Source organism: Fructobacillus fructosus KCTC 3544, assembly GCF_001438695.1.
GTDB classification, from domain to species: domain Bacteria; phylum Bacillota; class Bacilli; order Lactobacillales; family Lactobacillaceae; genus Fructobacillus; species Fructobacillus fructosus.
The window spans coordinates 128813-145109 of record NZ_JQBH01000001.1 but is presented as its reverse complement, the minus strand read 5'-3'; the positions used below and the strand labels follow the sequence as shown (position 1 = coordinate 145109).

The following is a 16297-nucleotide window of genomic DNA, read 5'->3' as shown; positions in this document are numbered from 1 at the left end:
GGTAACGCAAAAAAATTTGGTCTATTTTTAGGCCTTTTTTCGTTGATTATTATTGTGATAATGGGTGGTCGTCTTTTTAAAATTGCTGCCATTAAAAACGTCAACAACCATGACTTATCGGCGGCAACCCGTTTGACTTTCATGCAAAAGTCGACGGTACCAGCTACGAGAGGACAGATTCTATCCTCGAATGGATCAGTGCTTGCTGATAATTCAACTGTCTACGATATGTATGCTGTCTTAGATAAAAAGCAAAAAGTGAATGGTAAACCCGACTACGTCACGGATGCTAAAAAAACGGCTGCTGCATTGGCACCCATTTTAGGGGCGGATGAAAATGATTTGTACCAACAACTTTCGTCTAATAAGTTGCAAGTTGAATTGGGAACAAAAGCCAAGAATCTTTCGGTTGACCAATACAACCAAATTAAGAAATTAAAGCTGTCTGGAATTAAATTTACTGCACAACCCGCCCGTTATTATCCAAACAATCGAATGGCTTCCCATATCATTGGCTTAACGAATTCGGTTTCAAATAACGTTGGTCAGAAAACGTTGAACGGCGTTTTGGGGATTGAAGCCTATAAAAATAAGTCGCTGCGAGGTAAAGATGGACTGACCACGACTTTGGGATCAGAGGTTCAGGATAGCAAAAAGAACCAGGTTAAGAATGGCGATAACGTCACGCTAACCATTGACGAAAAATTGCAAGCGACGCTTGAAAACCGGATGGATGTTTTGTATGCCGGTACCAAGGCCAAGTCTGCTGCGGCTTTCGTTATGGAGGCCAAGACAGGTAAAATTGTGGCGGCCACCCAGCGGCCAAACTTTGACCCGAATACGCAAGATGGTTTGTCGGATGCTTGGGAAAACATGCTAAACCAGGCAGCCTTTGAACCTGGTTCAACAATGAAAACCATTACGTTGGCAGCTGCTATCCAAGAGAAAAAGTGGCAACCAAATGCCACCTACCAATCCGGTACTTTAAACATCGATGGTCAGAAAGTCACCGATGCCTTCGGTAACAATGCTGGTGTACTCACTTATCGTCAGGCCTTTGAACGTTCTTCCAACGTTGGATTTGCTAAGATTGAGCAATCATTGGGAGCCAAAACCTGGAAATCCTATCTCGATCGCTTCCACTTCCTCAAAAAGACGGGAATGGAATTACCAAATGAGCAAAGCGGATCAATTTCATTTGAACAGCCAATTGATCAGGCAAACACTTCGTATGGACAGGCCATTCGAACGACACCTGCCCAAATGTTGCAGGCGTATTCAGCTTTTGCAAATAAGGGGACGATGGTCAAACCATACCTCGTGCAGAAAACGACGGATCCAACGACTGGTAAGACAGTGTCTGCTGGTAAGACTGAGAAGGTGGGCTCGCCTGTCTCAGCAGCGACAGCCAAGGAAGTGCTTTCAAACCTTGAAGGGGTGGTCAATGCTGATGACGGAACGGCCAAGCAGTACTCCCTTTCGGATGCTGGTTATCAAGTAGCGGCGAAAACCGGAACGGCGCAGATTGCTGAAAATGGAAAATATCTGGATGGTTTGACGAATGCTGTTCACTCCGTCATGGCGCTGGTTCCAGGTGATGACCCACGTTACATTATGTACATCGTTGTCCGTCAGCCACAGGTCTTTCCAGATGCGAACATTCAAATTACCCTAAATAATGTCTTCCGACCAGTGATGCTTCAAGCCCTCAATGATGAAGATTCCACAGTGAAATCGGCCACCAAGACCATTGAAATGCCGGACGTTCGGGGGCAATCCGTACAGGATGCCGAAAAATCATTGAGCGATTTGGGCATGAAAGTTGCCTCAATTGGAAACAGCGGAAAGGTGACCGCACAGTCGATTAAGGGCGGTCAATCAGCCGTGAAGGGGCAACTTGTGTTGTTGACAGCTTCTGGTCAGTCGACAGTGCCAGACTTTACCGGTTGGACAAAAAATGAAATTTTGTCATGGGGAAACCTTGCGGGTGTTAAAATGAACTTATCTGGTTCTGGTTTTGCGACAAAGCAGTCCGTTAAAGTTGGAACGGAGACATTTGATAATCAAACCATTGAAATTACGTTTAAAGAGAAGGGTTAGGCAATGCTTGTATTAGAGTTTCTTTTGGGGATGGTGCTCACCGCAGTCATCATGCCAACGGTTATTAAAAAGTTGAAACAGAGTAAGGAGCAGGCGGTTATTCGTGTGCTCGGACCGGATCATCAGCAAAAAGCCGGAACACCGTCACTTGGTGGAGCGGTTTTCGGTCTGGTGACCTTAATTATCGTCTTTTGTTTGCCAAGTACTTATCATGATAGTCGTTCGTTGACAACTATTTTGGCTTTGTCTGTTGGCTTTGCTTCCTACGGATTAATTGGGGCCGTTGATGATGTTTTGAAGTTGGTTAATCACGCTGACGATGGTTTTGCTTTTAAGCCCAAGTTATTGGCTCAGACTGTTTCGGCCTTCTTGGTGATGCTGTTACTCTGGGCAATGCACGTGCCGGCCGGGTTAAACTTACCTTTCGTTGGGGTTGTTTATCTTGGTGTCTTTTACTTGGTCTTTCTTTGGTTCTGGTTGGTCGGCTGGTCAAACGCCACCAACTTGACAGATGGATTGGATGGGTTATTGACCGGCTTGGCCTTGATTGCCTACGGTGCCTACACCCTCATGGCCGTCCGTGCCGAAAATTGGGCAATGGTTTCCTTCAACATCGTTTTAATGGGGTCCTTGGTTGGTTTCTTGCTTTTCAACAAGCCAAAAGCAAAGATCTTCATGGGTGATACGGGTTCCTTAGCCATTGGGGCAGGTTTAGCGGTTGAATCAATCCAATTGCACGCCGTCATTTCCCTACTAATCATTGGTTTGGTCTTTGTCATTGAGACACTGTCGGTCATTATTCAGACCATTTCATACCACTTCTTCAAAGTGCGTGTCTTTCCGATGGCACCCATTCACCACTCCTTTGAGAAATTTGGTTGGTCTGAATGGCAAATTGATACAGCCTTTTGGCTCTTTGGATTGGGCTGCGCTCTAATTGGGTTATGGCTCTTCTAACTATAAGGTGGCTCGCCACCGTACATAATTGAAATAAAAAATAAGGGGGAAGTACATGACAGCCTTAGCGTTTCATGGGAAAAAAGTATTGGTTCTAGGATGGGCCAAGTCGGGTCGTGCGGCAGCCAACCGTTTGGTTCAGCTCGGTGCGAAGGTGACGGTGGCTAATCGCGATGCCATCAAGGAAGACGACGATGTGTTGGCTTTGAAAAAAGCGGGCGTGACTTTTATTGAAAACGATGGGCCAGATGCGCTAGTGGCAAACACCGATTACGTCGTTAAGAACCCGGGTATCTTTTATAATCACCCCTTAGTTGAAAAGGCTGAATCCTTGGGAGTGCCTGTCTTAACAGAGGTAGCGGTCGCACTTTCGACTTTTACAGGTCGTTTGATTGTCGTGACGGGATCGAACGGGAAGACGACGACCACTTCGTTGCTTGGTTTGATGCTTCAACACGATGCCAAACAGGGAAAAGTCGTGATTGCAGGAAACATTGGAACGCCGGTTTGCGATGTTGTTGGGGACATGACAGAAGCGGATACGCTAGTGCTTGAATTGTCGACTTTCCAGTTAGTCGGGATTCCAGAAATTGCACCAGACATTGCGGTGATTACCAACGTCTTTGCTAACCACTTAGACTTTCACCATAATCGAACCAATTACTTAGCGGCAAAGGAACGGGTTACCATTCATCAACGGGCGGATCAAACCTTGATTTTGAACGGTAACGGTAAAGATACAGCGGCGATTGCTCAAGTGACGAAGGCCCAGGTTTTGACCTTCAATCCGGAAGACCAATCCGCCTATGCGCATGAAACGGCTGGAGACTTAATTTTGAATGGTCAGGATCTGATGCCCTTTGACCAAGTCAAGTTAGTCGGCCGGCCAAACTTGGAAAACGCCTTGGCCGCCACGGCAGCGGCGACTGTTGCTGGTTGTGATTTCGAAGCGATGCGCGCTGTGTTGAAGACTTTTGCAGGTGTGAAGCACCGTTTGGAGTTTTTGTTTAAAGATAATGGCGTGATTTATTACAACGACTCCAAAGCAACGGACATTGAAGCCACGCAGGCGGCTTTGTCTGCTTTTAAGGAACCAACCATTCTATTGGCTGGTGGCTTGGATCGTGGCGATGATTTGAACCGGCTCGTGCCGGATTTGGGGAATGTGACCCAGGTCATTGCTTTTGGGCAAACTAAGGACAAAGTAGTTGAGATGGCCAAGCAGGCAAATTTGCCGGTAACCGTGGTCGAAAACGTAGAAGAGGCAGCACCACTTGCTGTTAAGATGGCTCAGCCGGGTGATGTCGTTTTGCTCTCACCTGCTGCTGCATCTTGGGACCAATATCCCAACTTTGAAATTCGCGGGGACAAGTACGTTGCCGCATTGAAAAAAGCTTTAGGAAAGAAGGATTAATCGATGAAAGTCATGCTATCAGGTGGCGGTACTGGCGGCCATATTTATCCAGCTTTGGCACTTGCCGACGTGATTAAGGAAAAGGAGCCGGAGACAGCGTTTCTCTATGTTGGCTCTTTTCGCGGTGTTGAAAAAAACATTGTTCCTAAGACGGGTATTCCATTCAAACAATTACACGTGCAAGGCTTTAAGCGGTCATTGTCACTCGATAACTTCAAAACCGTTTGGTTGTTTTTGAAGGCGGTCAAGCAAGCGAAAAACATCATCAAGGACTTTCAACCAGATGTTGTTGTGGGAACTGGTGGTTATGTTTCGGGGGCGGTGTTGAAGGCAGCTCAGGAACTACATATTCCAACGGTCATTCACGAACAAAATTCAGTGGCTGGTGTGACGAATAAGTTTTTGGCAAAGGGTGCCACGAAAATTGGCATTGCTTTTCCAGATGCCGAAGCTTTCTTTCCAGCAGGGAAAACCGAGTTGATTGGTAATCCACGGGCCCAGGAAGTAGCGAAGATGCAGTCTGATTTTTCGTGGCAGACTTATGGCTTGTCCGATGATAAAAAAACGCTCTTGATTTTTGGCGGCTCTCAGGGAGCGCCTGCCATTAATTTAGCAACCCTAGAAGCCATTCCAGCTTTTAACAAACGAGACTACCAAGTGGTTTTGGTTGCTGGTCCAAAGCGCATCGATAACTTCATGCGCATGCTGGATGAGCAGGGAAAGACTTTATCCGCTAACATTAAAGTCCTCCCATACATCGATAACATGCCGGCCGTGATGCAGAAGGCCTCCGTCTTGGTATCACGTGCTGGTGCTACCTCGATTGCAGAATTAACTGCCTTGGGTCTGCCCTCGATTTTGGTGCCGTCACCATTCGTCACAGGTGATCATCAAACCAAAAACGCCAAGTCGCTTGTCGATGCAGGCGCCGCACTGTCGATTAAGGAACCTGATTTGAACGGTGAAAGCCTCGTGAAGGCTGCTGATGCACTATTAACCAATGATGCGCAGGCTAAGGCTATGGAAGGTCAATCGAAAAAAGTCGGTATCCGAGACGCGGGGGACCGATTCTACCACTTGATTAAAGAAGTGATTGATTAGGAGAAGACCGTGCAAGAAAACGTCCGTGGGATAACAAAAGAAAATTTCTTAACCAGTGCCTGGTGGGCCCTGGCTTTTTTTGCCATGGCAGGGATTTTACTTCTTGTTTGGCGTCCGTGGGCCACGATTACAACGGTTACGGTTGATTCAGGTAATATCCCAACTGAAACCATTGAAAAACAAATCGGTCTTCACCAAGGAAGTAAGCGCTATGACGTTTATCTACAAGAGGGTTTTCTCGAAAGAAAATTGCAAAAAGCAAATAGCAAAGTGTCAAAGGCTGATGTTTCACTGAAGGGACAAAAAGTCACCATCACGGTTGCTGAAAAGATTAATGCAGGCTTTATTAAGGAAAAAGGTCACTGGTACCAGTTAGATTCGAACGGTAATAAGCAGCAGGTTGCTAAGCCAGATGGTCGTGGACCGGTATACACAGGCTTTAAATCAGACAGTCAGGTGAAGAAAGTAGCGAAATCTGTTTCGTCACTTGATAAAGTCATTCGGGATGACATTGGTGAGATTCAGTTTGCTCCTGACAGCAACAACGACAGCAAACTGATTCTTGTGATGAACGACGGGAACACCGTGTATGCTAGTCAAAAAACAATGGCGGAAAAAATGCGTTATTACGGTGGAATTGCCCAGTCGATGACTCAGTCTGGAATTATCGATTTACAAGTTGGTTCGTATTCCTACGCATACGGGTCGTGAAGGTGAGAAAATATCCAAGGAATTCGCTTGAAATCCTACCAGACCGGCTGTCAATATGTTAAGATTATCTTTAGGTTTAGTTTAAAATTTTATTAAAAAAGGGGTAAGTGCATGACCCAAGATGGCATGATAGTTGGATTAGATATCGGAACAACCATGGTGAAAGTGGTTGTTGCCCAGAATAATGGTGGCCGATTCAACGTCATTGCAACGGGTTCGGCAGCCGGAGCAGGTTTGAAACGTGGTGTAATCGTTGATATTAACCAAACGGCAGAAGCGATTAAGCAAGCCGTTTCCCAAGCAGCAGCAAAGGCAAATGTTCGTATTGACGAGGTGGTCGTTGGACTGCCAGCTAACCAAGTGACGATTCAAAAAGTTTCCGGCTTGGTTTCGATCGAAAACCAAAACAAACAGATTACAGGACAAGATGTCGTAAATGTGACGACGCAGGCTTTGGATTCACTTTCATTAGCCGAACAAACGCCGGTTGAATTCATTCCAAGCCAATTTGTCGTGGACGGTTTTGACGGTATTAAGGACCCAACGGATATGATTGGTGTCCGGCTTGAAGTTCAGGGCTTGGTATACTTAGCACCAAACAAAGTGGTTGATGGTATTAAGACAGCTGTTAAGAAAGCTGGCTTACACATTACTGCCCTTGATTTGGCGCCGATGGCTCTGGCACCTGCTTTTCTTTCCGACGCTGAACAAAACTTTGGCGCGATTTTAATTGATTTAGCCGGTGGACAATCAACCGCCTCTGTCATTCACGATCACAAGGTCAAGTACATGACGGTTGATTATGAAGGTGGTGTTTCAGTTACTAAAGACATTTCAACCGTTTTGAGTATTTCACAAAACGAGGCCGAAGCAGTCAAGGTAAAGTATGGAGCAGCTGATCCTGAGCAAGCTTCACCAGAACAGATTTTTTATGTTGATGCTGTTGGTCGTTCCGAAAAGAAGCCGGTTGACGAACAATATCTTTCTGAAATCATGGCTGCCCGTTTTGATCAGATTTTTGATCGTTTGGATCAACAACTTGATAATGTCGGTGCCGATGACTTGCCGGGTGGTTACATCATCACCGGTGGTTCTGCCGCCACGCCAGGGTTACTGGCAAAAGCTCGTGAACACTTCGGCGAAAATGTTCAGGTGGCCCGGCCCAACCAAATTGGTTTGCGCCACCCATCATTTGCACGCGCATTGGCCTTTGCTTCCTACGAAGCATTTCAGTCAGAATTACAACGAACAATTAAAGCGGTCGTGATGGGCAAAAAGGGTTATCAAGCAGTTGAAGCAAAGCCCTACCATCAACCCAATAAGGGTGAAGAGCTCATTCAAACGACTGAAGAAGACGAAACATATATTGACGAAGAAGTTCCAAAGGAAGGCATCTTTAAACGGATGAAAAATTCTTTGAGTTCACTATTTGCCGAAACAGACGACGAAGACTAACCATTCCAAAGGAGTATTTTCATGGACTTTACAATCGACGAGACGCAGGCATCAACCGGCGCGGTAATTAAGGTCATCGGTGTCGGTGGTGGTGGTTCAAACGCCATTAACCACATGATTGAAGATGATATCCAGGGAGTGGACTTCATCGTTGCAAACACGGATGTTCAGGCACTTGACAAGTCCGCTGCTAAGCAAAAGATTCAAATTGGTCCTAAGTTGACCGGCGGCCTTGGAGCTGGCTCAAACCCTGAACGTGGGGCGAAAGCGGCTGAAGAGTCGACAGAAGAAATTGAGGCGGCCTTAAAGGGCGCCGACATGGTCATTATCACTGCTGGTATGGGTGGTGGAACTGGTAACGGTGCCGCACCAATCGTGGCAAAGATTGCCAAGGATATGGGGGCTTTGACCGTGGCCGTTGTGACTCGTCCATTCGCATGGGAAGGCCCTAAGCGTTCCAAGTATGCTACTGAAGGATTACAGGCACTCTCCGAACAAGTTGATTCCCTCGTCGTGATTACGAACGAACGTCTGAAGGATCAAATTGACTTGAAGCTACCAATTATTGAAGCTTTCCGCGTTGTTGATGACGTTGTCGCACAAGGTGTTCGAGGAATTTCAGAGTTGATTACGAACCCTGGTTTCATCAACTTGGACTTTGCTGATGTGAAGACTGTGATGGAAGATGCGGGACCAGCCCTCATGGGTGTTGGAACGGCCACCGGTGAATCACGTGCTGTTGACGCAACGCGCTCTGCTATTTCGTCACCGCTACTCGAAGTTGATATGACGGGTGCTTCTGAAGTGTTGTTGAACGTTACCGGTGGTGCTGATTTGTCCGTCTTCGAAGCCCAATCGGCTGCGGACGTGATTAACCAAGAAGCTGGACGTGACGTGAACGTTGTTTTCGGAACTTCTGTTGATATGGATATGAACGATGCCATTCGTGTCACAGTGATTGCCACTGGCTTGCAGGATGGTAAGAAGGGCCCCGTTATTCACCAAGCGGCAGCTAAGAAAGAAGCAACTGCTGCACCAAAGGATCAAGAAAATGCTCAATCCGGTTTATTTGCACGAACAGCCGGAAACGGTTCAGAAGCATCTGACGCTAAGAATGATCCGTTTGCTGATTGGGACATCACGACGAAGCAACAAGCCAAGCAAGATGATAAGCAATTTGATGGCGTTCAAAAGCAAGCTTTTGACCCCATTGAACCAAAGAATCAAAATATTGATCTTGACTTATCCTCAGAAGATGACGACCAGCCACCTTTCTTTAAGAAGCGCTAAGAAGGAGTAATCCATGGCTTTTGATAAAATTAAAACACTCTTTTCTGGTGATGATGATTATTACGATGAAGAGTATGAAGAAGTGCAAGAACAAGAACCTGTTGCCAAGCAAGCAAAGCCAATGACAGCGGTCAAAAAGCAAGCCAAAACGGTAGCTAACCAGGGAAACGTTGCCGGTTCATCCACACGCATTGCGCTGTTTGAACCAAAGGTTTACGCTGATTCTCGTGCCATTGCATCACAGGTAATCGAAGGGGATGCCGTGATTGTTAACTTCTCCCAACTGGAAGAAGAACCTGCACGCCGAATTTTGGATTATATTGGTGGTGCTGTATACGCTGTCGATGGTTCGATGGAACGAATTGGTGAAAAGATTTTTCTATTGACGCCTTCTACCTATGAGGTGGCTGGATCAATGAGTGAAAACTTGGATAACCAATCGCGGTATTAATATGGCTTTATCAATTATTTTTATCGTTTTAGGTTATGCGATTCAGATTTATTCTTACGCCTTGCTGGTTTATATTCTGATGTCTTGGTTCCCTGGTCTTTACCATACTTGGTTTGGAAGGGAGCTCGGTAAAATTATTGAACCTTACTTAGCTATTTTTTCATTTGTTAAACCACTTGGGATTTTTGATTTTCGTCCTTTAGTGGCCTGGTTTGGTCTGCAAGGTTTGCTCTATTTGCTGGCTTATGTCAGCAATCTGGTGAGCTAATATGTCAGAAAATCAAGCAGTGGCCCAGCACTTCGATGATGAAGAGCGGGCCTTTGTTGCACAAGTACTTGATTGGTTAACACAGGCTAGTCAGGATTATCAGCTTGTTTTGACACATTTTTTAAACCCACGAGAACGACACATCGTTTCAATCATTGTTGGCGACCGAACGGATATCCAAGTTCGCTCTTATGGTATTTTTGACCGGGCTGAAAAGAAACGACTGGTCATTGCACCCGAATTCTTCGAAGTTGGTCGTCAAGATTTTGAAGAACTGCTTTTACAGATTCGTTTTGCCAAGAAGTTCATTAACTTACGCCATAAGGATCTACTCGGGGCTTTATTAGCCGCAGGGGTTAACCGAAGCGTGATTGGTGACATTGTCGTTGATCAGGACCTTGGGTTAGCTCAGCTCGCTGTGGAGAAAAGTCATCAAATTTTTTTGACACAGACTGTTGATCAGATTGGAAAGGCTAAGGTCCATTTTGAACAAGTGGCTGATTCAAAGGCACTTGTGCCCGCTGTCGACGAGGAGGAACGATTTGTTTTAATTCCTTCTTTACGTCTGGATGCTGTGATTGCTGCTTGCTTTGGTATTTCACGAACGCAAGTTAGTGAGATGATTAGCAGGGGGTTTGTTAGCGTTAATTGGGTCAAAAATGACGACGCTAGTCGTCTAATGCATCGTCAAGATGTTGTATCAGTTCGAAAATATGGTCGAATTCGTTTACAAAGCTTGGCAGGGCAGAGTAAAAGGGATAAAATAAAGGCAGTTTTTCAAATCATTCGCCGTTGAGTAGAATGATATAGAGAGGGAGACAACATGGCATTAACACCTGATGAAATTTTGAATCATGAATTTACCCGAAAGGGATCACGCGCTTATGTCGCCCGTGAAGTCGACTCATTCCTTGATGAAGTCAATAATGATTACCGGGCAATGATTGTTGAAAACGAAGAGCTGAAAAAGCAGATTCGTCAGCAGCAAGAAAAAATTGACCAGTTAGAAGGACAAAAGGATCAAGTGAATGAATCCATTCTTTTTGCCCAATCCGCGGCCTCTCGACTTCGTTCTGAAACGGAAGAGGAAGTGAAGATTCAGCTTGAAAAGGCACAACAAGAAGCGAAGGAAATTGTTGAAACGGCCCGTAATGAAGCGGAAGCAGAGTCACGACGTTTGGCGCAAGAAAACGTTGATTTAATTGACGAACAAAACGAACTACGTTCACACGTTGATTCCTTTAAGCAGTCCTTCATCCAATTAATTGATGAGCAAAAGGCCCTTTTGGAAAAGGATGAATTGGCGAAAGCCGTTGAGTCCTTGCCTGCTTCTGCTTTGTCAAACAAGGTCCTCGAAGAAACCGAAGAGTCGCTAGATTTACCAACTGATTTAACGGACATTCCTGACTTTGCTAAGGGACCGATTGAACCAGCCGGCAACGAAACGGTTAGTATTAGCGCAGAAGAAGCCAATGCGAACCCTGAAAAGTCTGCGGACCCAACGGTTGTTGTCTTCCCAGAATCAGAAGAGAAATAATTATTAAAGCGTGAGACGCGCATCACCTTAACATTGTAAGCGAGCCATGTCTGGTGGAAGATGGCCAATTCCTTAAGGTGGGGTATCACTGACGCAATTCCAGATCTGAACGAAGTAGGTTCTGGCGAAGGGCAGCCCGTTAGAGCTGCGTTGAGCACTGGTTTCACCAGTGAAAGAATAGGTGGTACCACGTTCATTCGTCCTGTTTACCGATGAGGTAGACAGGGCTTTTTTATTACAATTGATTAATAAAGGAGAAAGTTCATGAAGTACAAAGAGACATTGAACCTTGGCAAGACCGCTTTTCCAATGCGTGGTTCGCTGCCTAAAACGGAGCCAGAACGTGAAAAAGTCTGGTTTGACGAAGACCTATACGGTCAACGATTGGCGCAAAATGAAAAGAAGCCCCATTTTAACCTCCATGATGGACCACCATACGCCAACGGAAACATTCATCTGGGACACGCTTTGAATAAAATCACAAAGGATATCATTGTTCGTTTCAAGAACATGTCTGGTTTTTACGCACCATACGTTCCTGGTTGGGATACACACGGCTTGCCAATTGAGCAACAATTGACGAAGGCAGGCTACGATCGCAAATCAATGCCAAAGGCAAAATGGCGTAACTTGGCCAAGGACTTTGCCTTGGAACAAGTGGCGAAGCAGAAGAAGGACTTCAAGCGTCTTGGGGTTTTGGCGGACTGGGACCATCCATACATTACTTTGCAGCCGGAATACGAAGCAGCGCAGTTGCGCGTCTTTGGTGAGATGGCTAAGAAGGGTTATATCTTTAAGGGAGCCAAGCCGGTTTACTGGTCATGGTCATCTGAATCTGCTCTGGCCGAAGCCGAAATTGAATACCATGATTTGAAGTCAACGTCACTCTTTTACGCAAACCGTGTTAAGGATGGTAAGGGTGTCTTGGACAACGATACCTATCTCGTGGTTTGGACGACAACGCCATTTACGGTGACCGCTTCACGTGGTGTGACGGTCGGACCTGACTTTGACTATGTAGTAGTTAAGCCAGCTGGTCAAGACAAGAAGTACGTAGTGGCGAAGGACTTGCTTGAAACAGTGGCGCCGAAGTTCGGTTGGGAAGACTACGAAGTGCTCGAAGAACACAAAGGATCCGAACTCGAGAACATCACGGCTTACCACCCATGGGACAAGGACGTCGACGAAGTCGTTATGGTGGGTGATCACGTTACCCTTGATTCTGGAACGGGCTTAGTCCACACGGCGCCTGGTTTTGGTGAAGACGATTACAACGTTTCTAAGCCATACGGCTTGGAAGTGGCCGTGACGGTTGATGAAAAGGGAATGATGACCAAGTCAGCAGGACCCGACTTTGAAGGCCGCTTTTACGATGACGTTACCGGAACGGTGATTACCAAGTTGCAGGAAGCTGGGCTTTTCTTGGCTAAGGAAAGCATTACCCACTCCTACCCATTTGACTGGCGAACAAAGAAGCCAATTATCTGGCGTGCCGTTCCCCAATGGTTTGCTTCCATCGATGGCTTCCGTCAAGAAATTTTGGACCAGTTGGATAACGTGAACTTCTATCCTGCATGGGGTCAGAAGCGTTTGCACAACATGATTGCCGGTCGTGGGGACTGGGTCATCTCACGGCAACGTGTTTGGGGTGTTCCATTGCCAATCTTCTACGCGGAAGATGGAACCGCCATTTTAGATGCCGATGTAATTGAACACGTCGCTCAATTAGTTGCAAAGCACGGATCAAACATTTGGTTTGAAAAGGAAGCTAAGGAACTCTTGCCAGAAGGGTACACAAACGTGCACTCACCAAACGGTGTTTTCAAGAAGGAAGAAGACATCATGGATGTTTGGTTCGACTCTGGTTCTTCTTGGAATGGTGTCTTGCGTCAACGTCCTAATTTGGATTTCCCAGCTGACCTATACTTGGAAGGGTCTGATCAGTACCGTGGTTGGTTTAACTCATCATTGATTACCTCTGTTGCCGTCACGGGGCAGGCACCTTACAAGAACTTACTTTCCCAAGGGTTTACGTTGGATGGTAAGGGTAACAAGATGTCAAAGTCACTCGGTAATACGATTTCTCCTGCAGAAGTCGGTGACCAGCTCGGGGTTGAAATTCTCCGTTTGTGGACCATTACCGTTGATACGTCACAGGACATGCCGGTTTCACAAGAAATTTTGAAACAGGTGGCTGATTCATACCGCAAAATTCGTAACACGATGCGTTTCTTGTTGGCCAACACGTCGGATTTCAATTACGCTAAGGATGCCGTCCCATTTGAGAAGCGTGAAGCACACGACAAGTATGCAACGATCGTCTTGAACGATTTGATTAAGGGGATTGAAGAGGCTTACGCTAATTACCGCTTTAACGATGTTTTCTCAAAGTTGATTAACTTTATTAACGTTGATTTGTCAGCCTTCTACTTGGATGTGGCCAAGGATGTCGTTTATGTGGAAGCACCTGACTCCAAGCAACGTCGTTCAATGCAAACGGTTTTCTATGAAACCGTGCAGGCTTTGACGAAGTTGATTTTGCCAGTCTTGCCACACACTGCTGAAGAAATCTGGACGTACTTACCAGACGATTCGACAAAGTTTGCCTACTTGCAAGATATGCCAGAGGCCAAGGAATTCCCAGAAGCCGCTGATATCAAGTCAAAGTGGCAAACAATCTTTGCCATCCGTTCAGCGGCCAACAAAGCCATTGAAATGGCTCGTGAGGCGAACTTGATTGGTAAAAATGCAGAAGCAGCGATGACTTTGTATTTGTCAGATGAACAGTTGGCGACCGTCGAAGCCCTTGGGTTGGATCTCCGTTTGATGTTGATGGTTTCGCAGTTAGATTTGAAAAAATCGAGCGAAGCTCCTGCTGATGTACCAAGCTTTGATGGCGTTCAAATTCAAGTTGAAAAGGCTCGTGGTGGTTTGTCACCACGTGACCGTCGCTACCACGAAGATTTGGGAGCAGACAGTGCTTTCCCAGAATTGGCAGCATATGAAGCAAAGATTGTTCGTGACTTTTACCCAGAAGCTGTTGAAGAAGGTTTTGAAAAGTAAGTATTTTAACGTTTTTTGCTAAAATAAAACCAAAGTTAAAAGCATGTCAAGTAATTTTACTTGACATGCTTTTTAATGTCTGGCATACTATAACTTGTAAAGAAATACGGAGGAAATTATTCATGGCAGTTAAAATTCGTTTGAAGCGCATGGGTGCTAAGAAGCGTCCTTTCTATCGTGTAGTTATTGCAGACTCACGTTCACCTCGTGACGGCCGTTTCATTGAAACGGTTGGAACTTACAACCCAATTACGGTTCCAGCAGAAGTTAAGTTGGACGAAGAAAAGATCATGGGTTGGTTGCAAAACGGTGCACAACCTTCTGACACGGTTCGTAACTTGTTGTCAAAGGCCGGCATCATGACTAAGTATGCTGAATCAAAGGCCGGCAAGAAGCCTGCTACTAAGATGGCCGCTGCTAAGCCAGCCGCAAAGAAGGAAGCTGCTGCTTCATCTTCAAAGCCAACGACTAAGAACACTGTTGCAGAAATCAAGGAATACTTGGACGCAGCCGGTGTTAAGTACCCATCATCAGCTAAGAAGGCTGACTTGTTGGAATTGGTTTAATTAAGCGATAAAAGAACTACCTTTCGGTGGTTCTTTTTTCTTTTGTATGTACACTAGCAGAAGATAAGCTGAACTGCTTTTGACAGGAGGAGTGGCGAATAATTTGCTATAATAGACGATATGGAAACTGAAAACTATTTTAAAATTGGAACCATTGTCAATACCCACGGGATTCGTGGCGAGCTAAAGGTAAAAGCCATTACTGACTTTGGCGAAACCCGTTTTGCAAAGGGAGCCAAGGTTTATCGCCTGGCAGATGGAAAATATCACGAAGAAACCATTGAGAAGGCCCGTGTCCATAAGGGGATGTGGTTGCTGACTTTTAAAGGTGTGACCAACATTAATGAGGTGGAAGCCTACAAGGGGCAAGATCTTTTCGTGGCGGCCGAAGACCGAGAAGACCTGGACGATGGGGAGTATTACTACTCTGATATTATCGACTGCACGGTTCAAGATGAAAGCGGTCAAGTGATTGGTCAGGTCAAAGAAATCATGGAGACCGGTGCTAATGATGTTTGGATTGTGAAACGACCAAAGGGCCCAGATGCCCTAATTCCGGTAATCGCTGACGTTGTGAAAGATGTGAATATAGCGGATCAGGTCATTACGATCGATGTTTTGGAAGGATTGTTAGATTAATGAAAATTGATGTCTTATCACTTTTTCCAAAGATGTTCGCCCCAATGCAAGAATCAATCATCGGGAAGGCCATTGAACGAGGAGCTTTGTCTTTCAACGTGACGGATTTTCGTGACTATACGACCAATAAGCACAACAACGTGGATGATTATCCATTTGGTGGTGGTGCGGGTATGCTCTTAACGGCCCAGCCGATTTTTGATGCCATTGCTTCAATTAAGGAGCGGGATGAGACGCAGTCTGCTGGTCACGTGATTCTATTGGATCCTGCGGGGGCTAAGTTTGATCATCAGGTAGCAGAACGTTTGGCTAAGCATGATCACTTGACTTTTATCTGTGGCCATTATGAAGGCTATGATGAGCGGATTAAAACACTTGTGGATGAGGAACTGTCGTTGGGCGACTATGTCTTGACTGGTGGCGAACTGGGCGCCATGGTAATGATTGATGCCACGGTTCGCTTCTTGCCCGATGTTCTGGGCAATCGTGAATCAGCCAGTGGCGATTCTTTCCAAGATGGTCTCTTGGAATATCCACAATATACTCGTCCGGCCGATTTTCGTGGGATGCGGGTGCCTGATGTTTTGATTTCTGGTAATCATCAGAAGATTGCGGACTGGCGTTTAAAGGAATCTTTGAAAAAGACGTACTTACGCCGACCAGATTTGCTCGAAAATCGCCAATTAACCAAGGAAGAGCGTGATTTGCTCGACGATATTAAAACAGAGTTGGCGGAAGAGTAAAG

General features: G+C 45.8%; 15 protein-coding genes. All 15 read left to right on the top strand.

What is annotated here, in order from left to right; translation table 11 throughout:
* Window positions 1-42: 42 nt before the first annotated feature.
* The 15 genes from IV71_RS00675 to trmD all read left to right on the top strand — a co-directional run bounded on the left by IV71_RS00675 (window position 43) and on the right by trmD (window position 16295).
* Window positions 43-2100: a penicillin-binding protein gene (locus IV71_RS00675; protein ID WP_158534679.1), complete on the top strand. Its 2058-nt coding sequence runs from the start codon at window positions 43-45 to the stop codon at window positions 2098-2100.
* A gap of 3 nt (window positions 2101-2103) precedes the next feature.
* Entirely contained in the window at window positions 2104-3057 is a 954-nt protein-coding gene (mraY, locus tag IV71_RS00670; RefSeq protein ID WP_010691557.1) for a phospho-N-acetylmuramoyl-pentapeptide-transferase, read from the top strand.
* A gap of 55 nt (window positions 3058-3112) precedes the next feature.
* Window positions 3113-4471: a UDP-N-acetylmuramoyl-L-alanine--D-glutamate ligase gene (gene murD / locus IV71_RS00665; RefSeq protein WP_010691555.1), complete on the top strand. Its 1359-nt coding sequence runs from the start codon at window positions 3113-3115 to the stop codon at window positions 4469-4471.
* A gap of 3 nt (window positions 4472-4474) precedes the next feature.
* On the top strand, window positions 4475-5572 hold the full coding sequence (gene murG, locus IV71_RS00660) for an undecaprenyldiphospho-muramoylpentapeptide beta-N-acetylglucosaminyltransferase (RefSeq protein ID WP_010691554.1): 1098 nt from the start codon (window positions 4475-4477) through the stop codon (window positions 5570-5572).
* Window positions 5573-5581: 9 nt separating this feature from the next.
* Window positions 5582-6283 carry a cell division protein FtsQ/DivIB gene (locus tag IV71_RS00655; RefSeq protein ID WP_010691553.1) on the top strand — a complete coding sequence of 234 codons (702 nt, stop codon included), beginning with the start codon at window positions 5582-5584 and terminating at the stop codon, window positions 6281-6283.
* 111 nt (window positions 6284-6394) lie between these two features.
* Window positions 6395-7738, top strand: a complete 1344-nt coding sequence (gene ftsA / locus IV71_RS00650; RefSeq protein WP_010691552.1) for a cell division protein FtsA — start codon at window positions 6395-6397, stop codon at window positions 7736-7738.
* 21 nt (window positions 7739-7759) lie between these two features.
* Window positions 7760-9028, top strand: coding sequence for a cell division protein FtsZ (gene ftsZ / locus IV71_RS00645; RefSeq protein ID WP_056994985.1), 1269 nt, complete (start codon window positions 7760-7762; stop codon window positions 9026-9028).
* A gap of 13 nt (window positions 9029-9041) precedes the next feature.
* Complete coding sequence (locus IV71_RS00640) at window positions 9042-9479, top strand: cell division protein SepF (protein ID WP_010691550.1); 438 nt, start codon at window positions 9042-9044, stop codon at window positions 9477-9479.
* Between the two features lies 1 nt (window position 9480).
* A complete protein-coding gene (locus IV71_RS00635) occupies window positions 9481-9747 on the top strand; it encodes a YggT family protein (RefSeq protein ID WP_010691549.1) in 267 nt (88 codons plus the stop codon).
* A 1-nt stretch (window position 9748) separates the two neighbouring features.
* Window positions 9749-10543 (top strand): YlmH family RNA-binding protein, encoded by a 795-nt coding sequence (locus tag IV71_RS00630; protein ID WP_010691548.1) that lies wholly within the window; start codon window positions 9749-9751, stop codon window positions 10541-10543.
* Window positions 10544-10570: 27 nt separating this feature from the next.
* Window positions 10571-11284, top strand: coding sequence for a DivIVA domain-containing protein (locus IV71_RS00625; protein WP_010691547.1), 714 nt, complete (start codon window positions 10571-10573; stop codon window positions 11282-11284).
* A 264-nt stretch (window positions 11285-11548) separates the two neighbouring features.
* Entirely contained in the window at window positions 11549-14347 is a 2799-nt protein-coding gene (gene ileS, locus IV71_RS00620) for an isoleucine--tRNA ligase (protein WP_010691546.1), read from the top strand.
* A gap of 122 nt (window positions 14348-14469) precedes the next feature.
* Entirely contained in the window at window positions 14470-14913 is a 444-nt protein-coding gene (rpsP, locus tag IV71_RS00615; RefSeq protein ID WP_010691545.1) for a 30S ribosomal protein S16, read from the top strand.
* A 120-nt stretch (window positions 14914-15033) separates the two neighbouring features.
* A complete protein-coding gene (gene rimM / locus IV71_RS00610) occupies window positions 15034-15552 on the top strand; it encodes a ribosome maturation factor RimM (protein WP_010691544.1) in 519 nt (172 codons plus the stop codon).
* Window positions 15552-16295, top strand: a complete 744-nt coding sequence (gene trmD, locus IV71_RS00605) for a tRNA (guanosine(37)-N1)-methyltransferase TrmD (RefSeq protein WP_010691543.1) — start codon at window positions 15552-15554, stop codon at window positions 16293-16295. The genes rimM and trmD overlap by 1 nt, the downstream gene beginning before the upstream one ends.
* Window positions 16296-16297: the final 2 nt, after the last annotated feature.

Coding starts and splice junctions, on each gene's coding strand:
- rpsP (WP_010691545.1), top strand. CDS start 14,470: ATGGCAGTTAAAATTCGTTTGAAGCGCATGGGTGCTAAGAAGCGTCCT.
- mraY (WP_010691557.1), top strand. CDS start 2,104: ATGCTTGTATTAGAGTTTCTTTTGGGGATGGTGCTCACCGCAGTCATC.
- IV71_RS00625 (WP_010691547.1), top strand. CDS start 10,571: ATGGCATTAACACCTGATGAAATTTTGAATCATGAATTTACCCGAAAG.
- trmD (WP_010691543.1), top strand. CDS start 15,552: ATGAAAATTGATGTCTTATCACTTTTTCCAAAGATGTTCGCCCCAATG.
- murG (WP_010691554.1), top strand. CDS start 4,475: ATGAAAGTCATGCTATCAGGTGGCGGTACTGGCGGCCATATTTATCCA.
- IV71_RS00640 (WP_010691550.1), top strand. CDS start 9,042: ATGGCTTTTGATAAAATTAAAACACTCTTTTCTGGTGATGATGATTAT.
- IV71_RS00630 (WP_010691548.1), top strand. CDS start 9,749: ATGTCAGAAAATCAAGCAGTGGCCCAGCACTTCGATGATGAAGAGCGG.
- IV71_RS00635 (WP_010691549.1), top strand. CDS start 9,481: ATGGCTTTATCAATTATTTTTATCGTTTTAGGTTATGCGATTCAGATT.
- murD (WP_010691555.1), top strand. CDS start 3,113: ATGACAGCCTTAGCGTTTCATGGGAAAAAAGTATTGGTTCTAGGATGG.
- ileS (WP_010691546.1), top strand. CDS start 11,549: ATGAAGTACAAAGAGACATTGAACCTTGGCAAGACCGCTTTTCCAATG.
- ftsA (WP_010691552.1), top strand. CDS start 6,395: ATGACCCAAGATGGCATGATAGTTGGATTAGATATCGGAACAACCATG.
- ftsZ (WP_056994985.1), top strand. CDS start 7,760: ATGGACTTTACAATCGACGAGACGCAGGCATCAACCGGCGCGGTAATT.
- rimM (WP_010691544.1), top strand. CDS start 15,034: ATGGAAACTGAAAACTATTTTAAAATTGGAACCATTGTCAATACCCAC.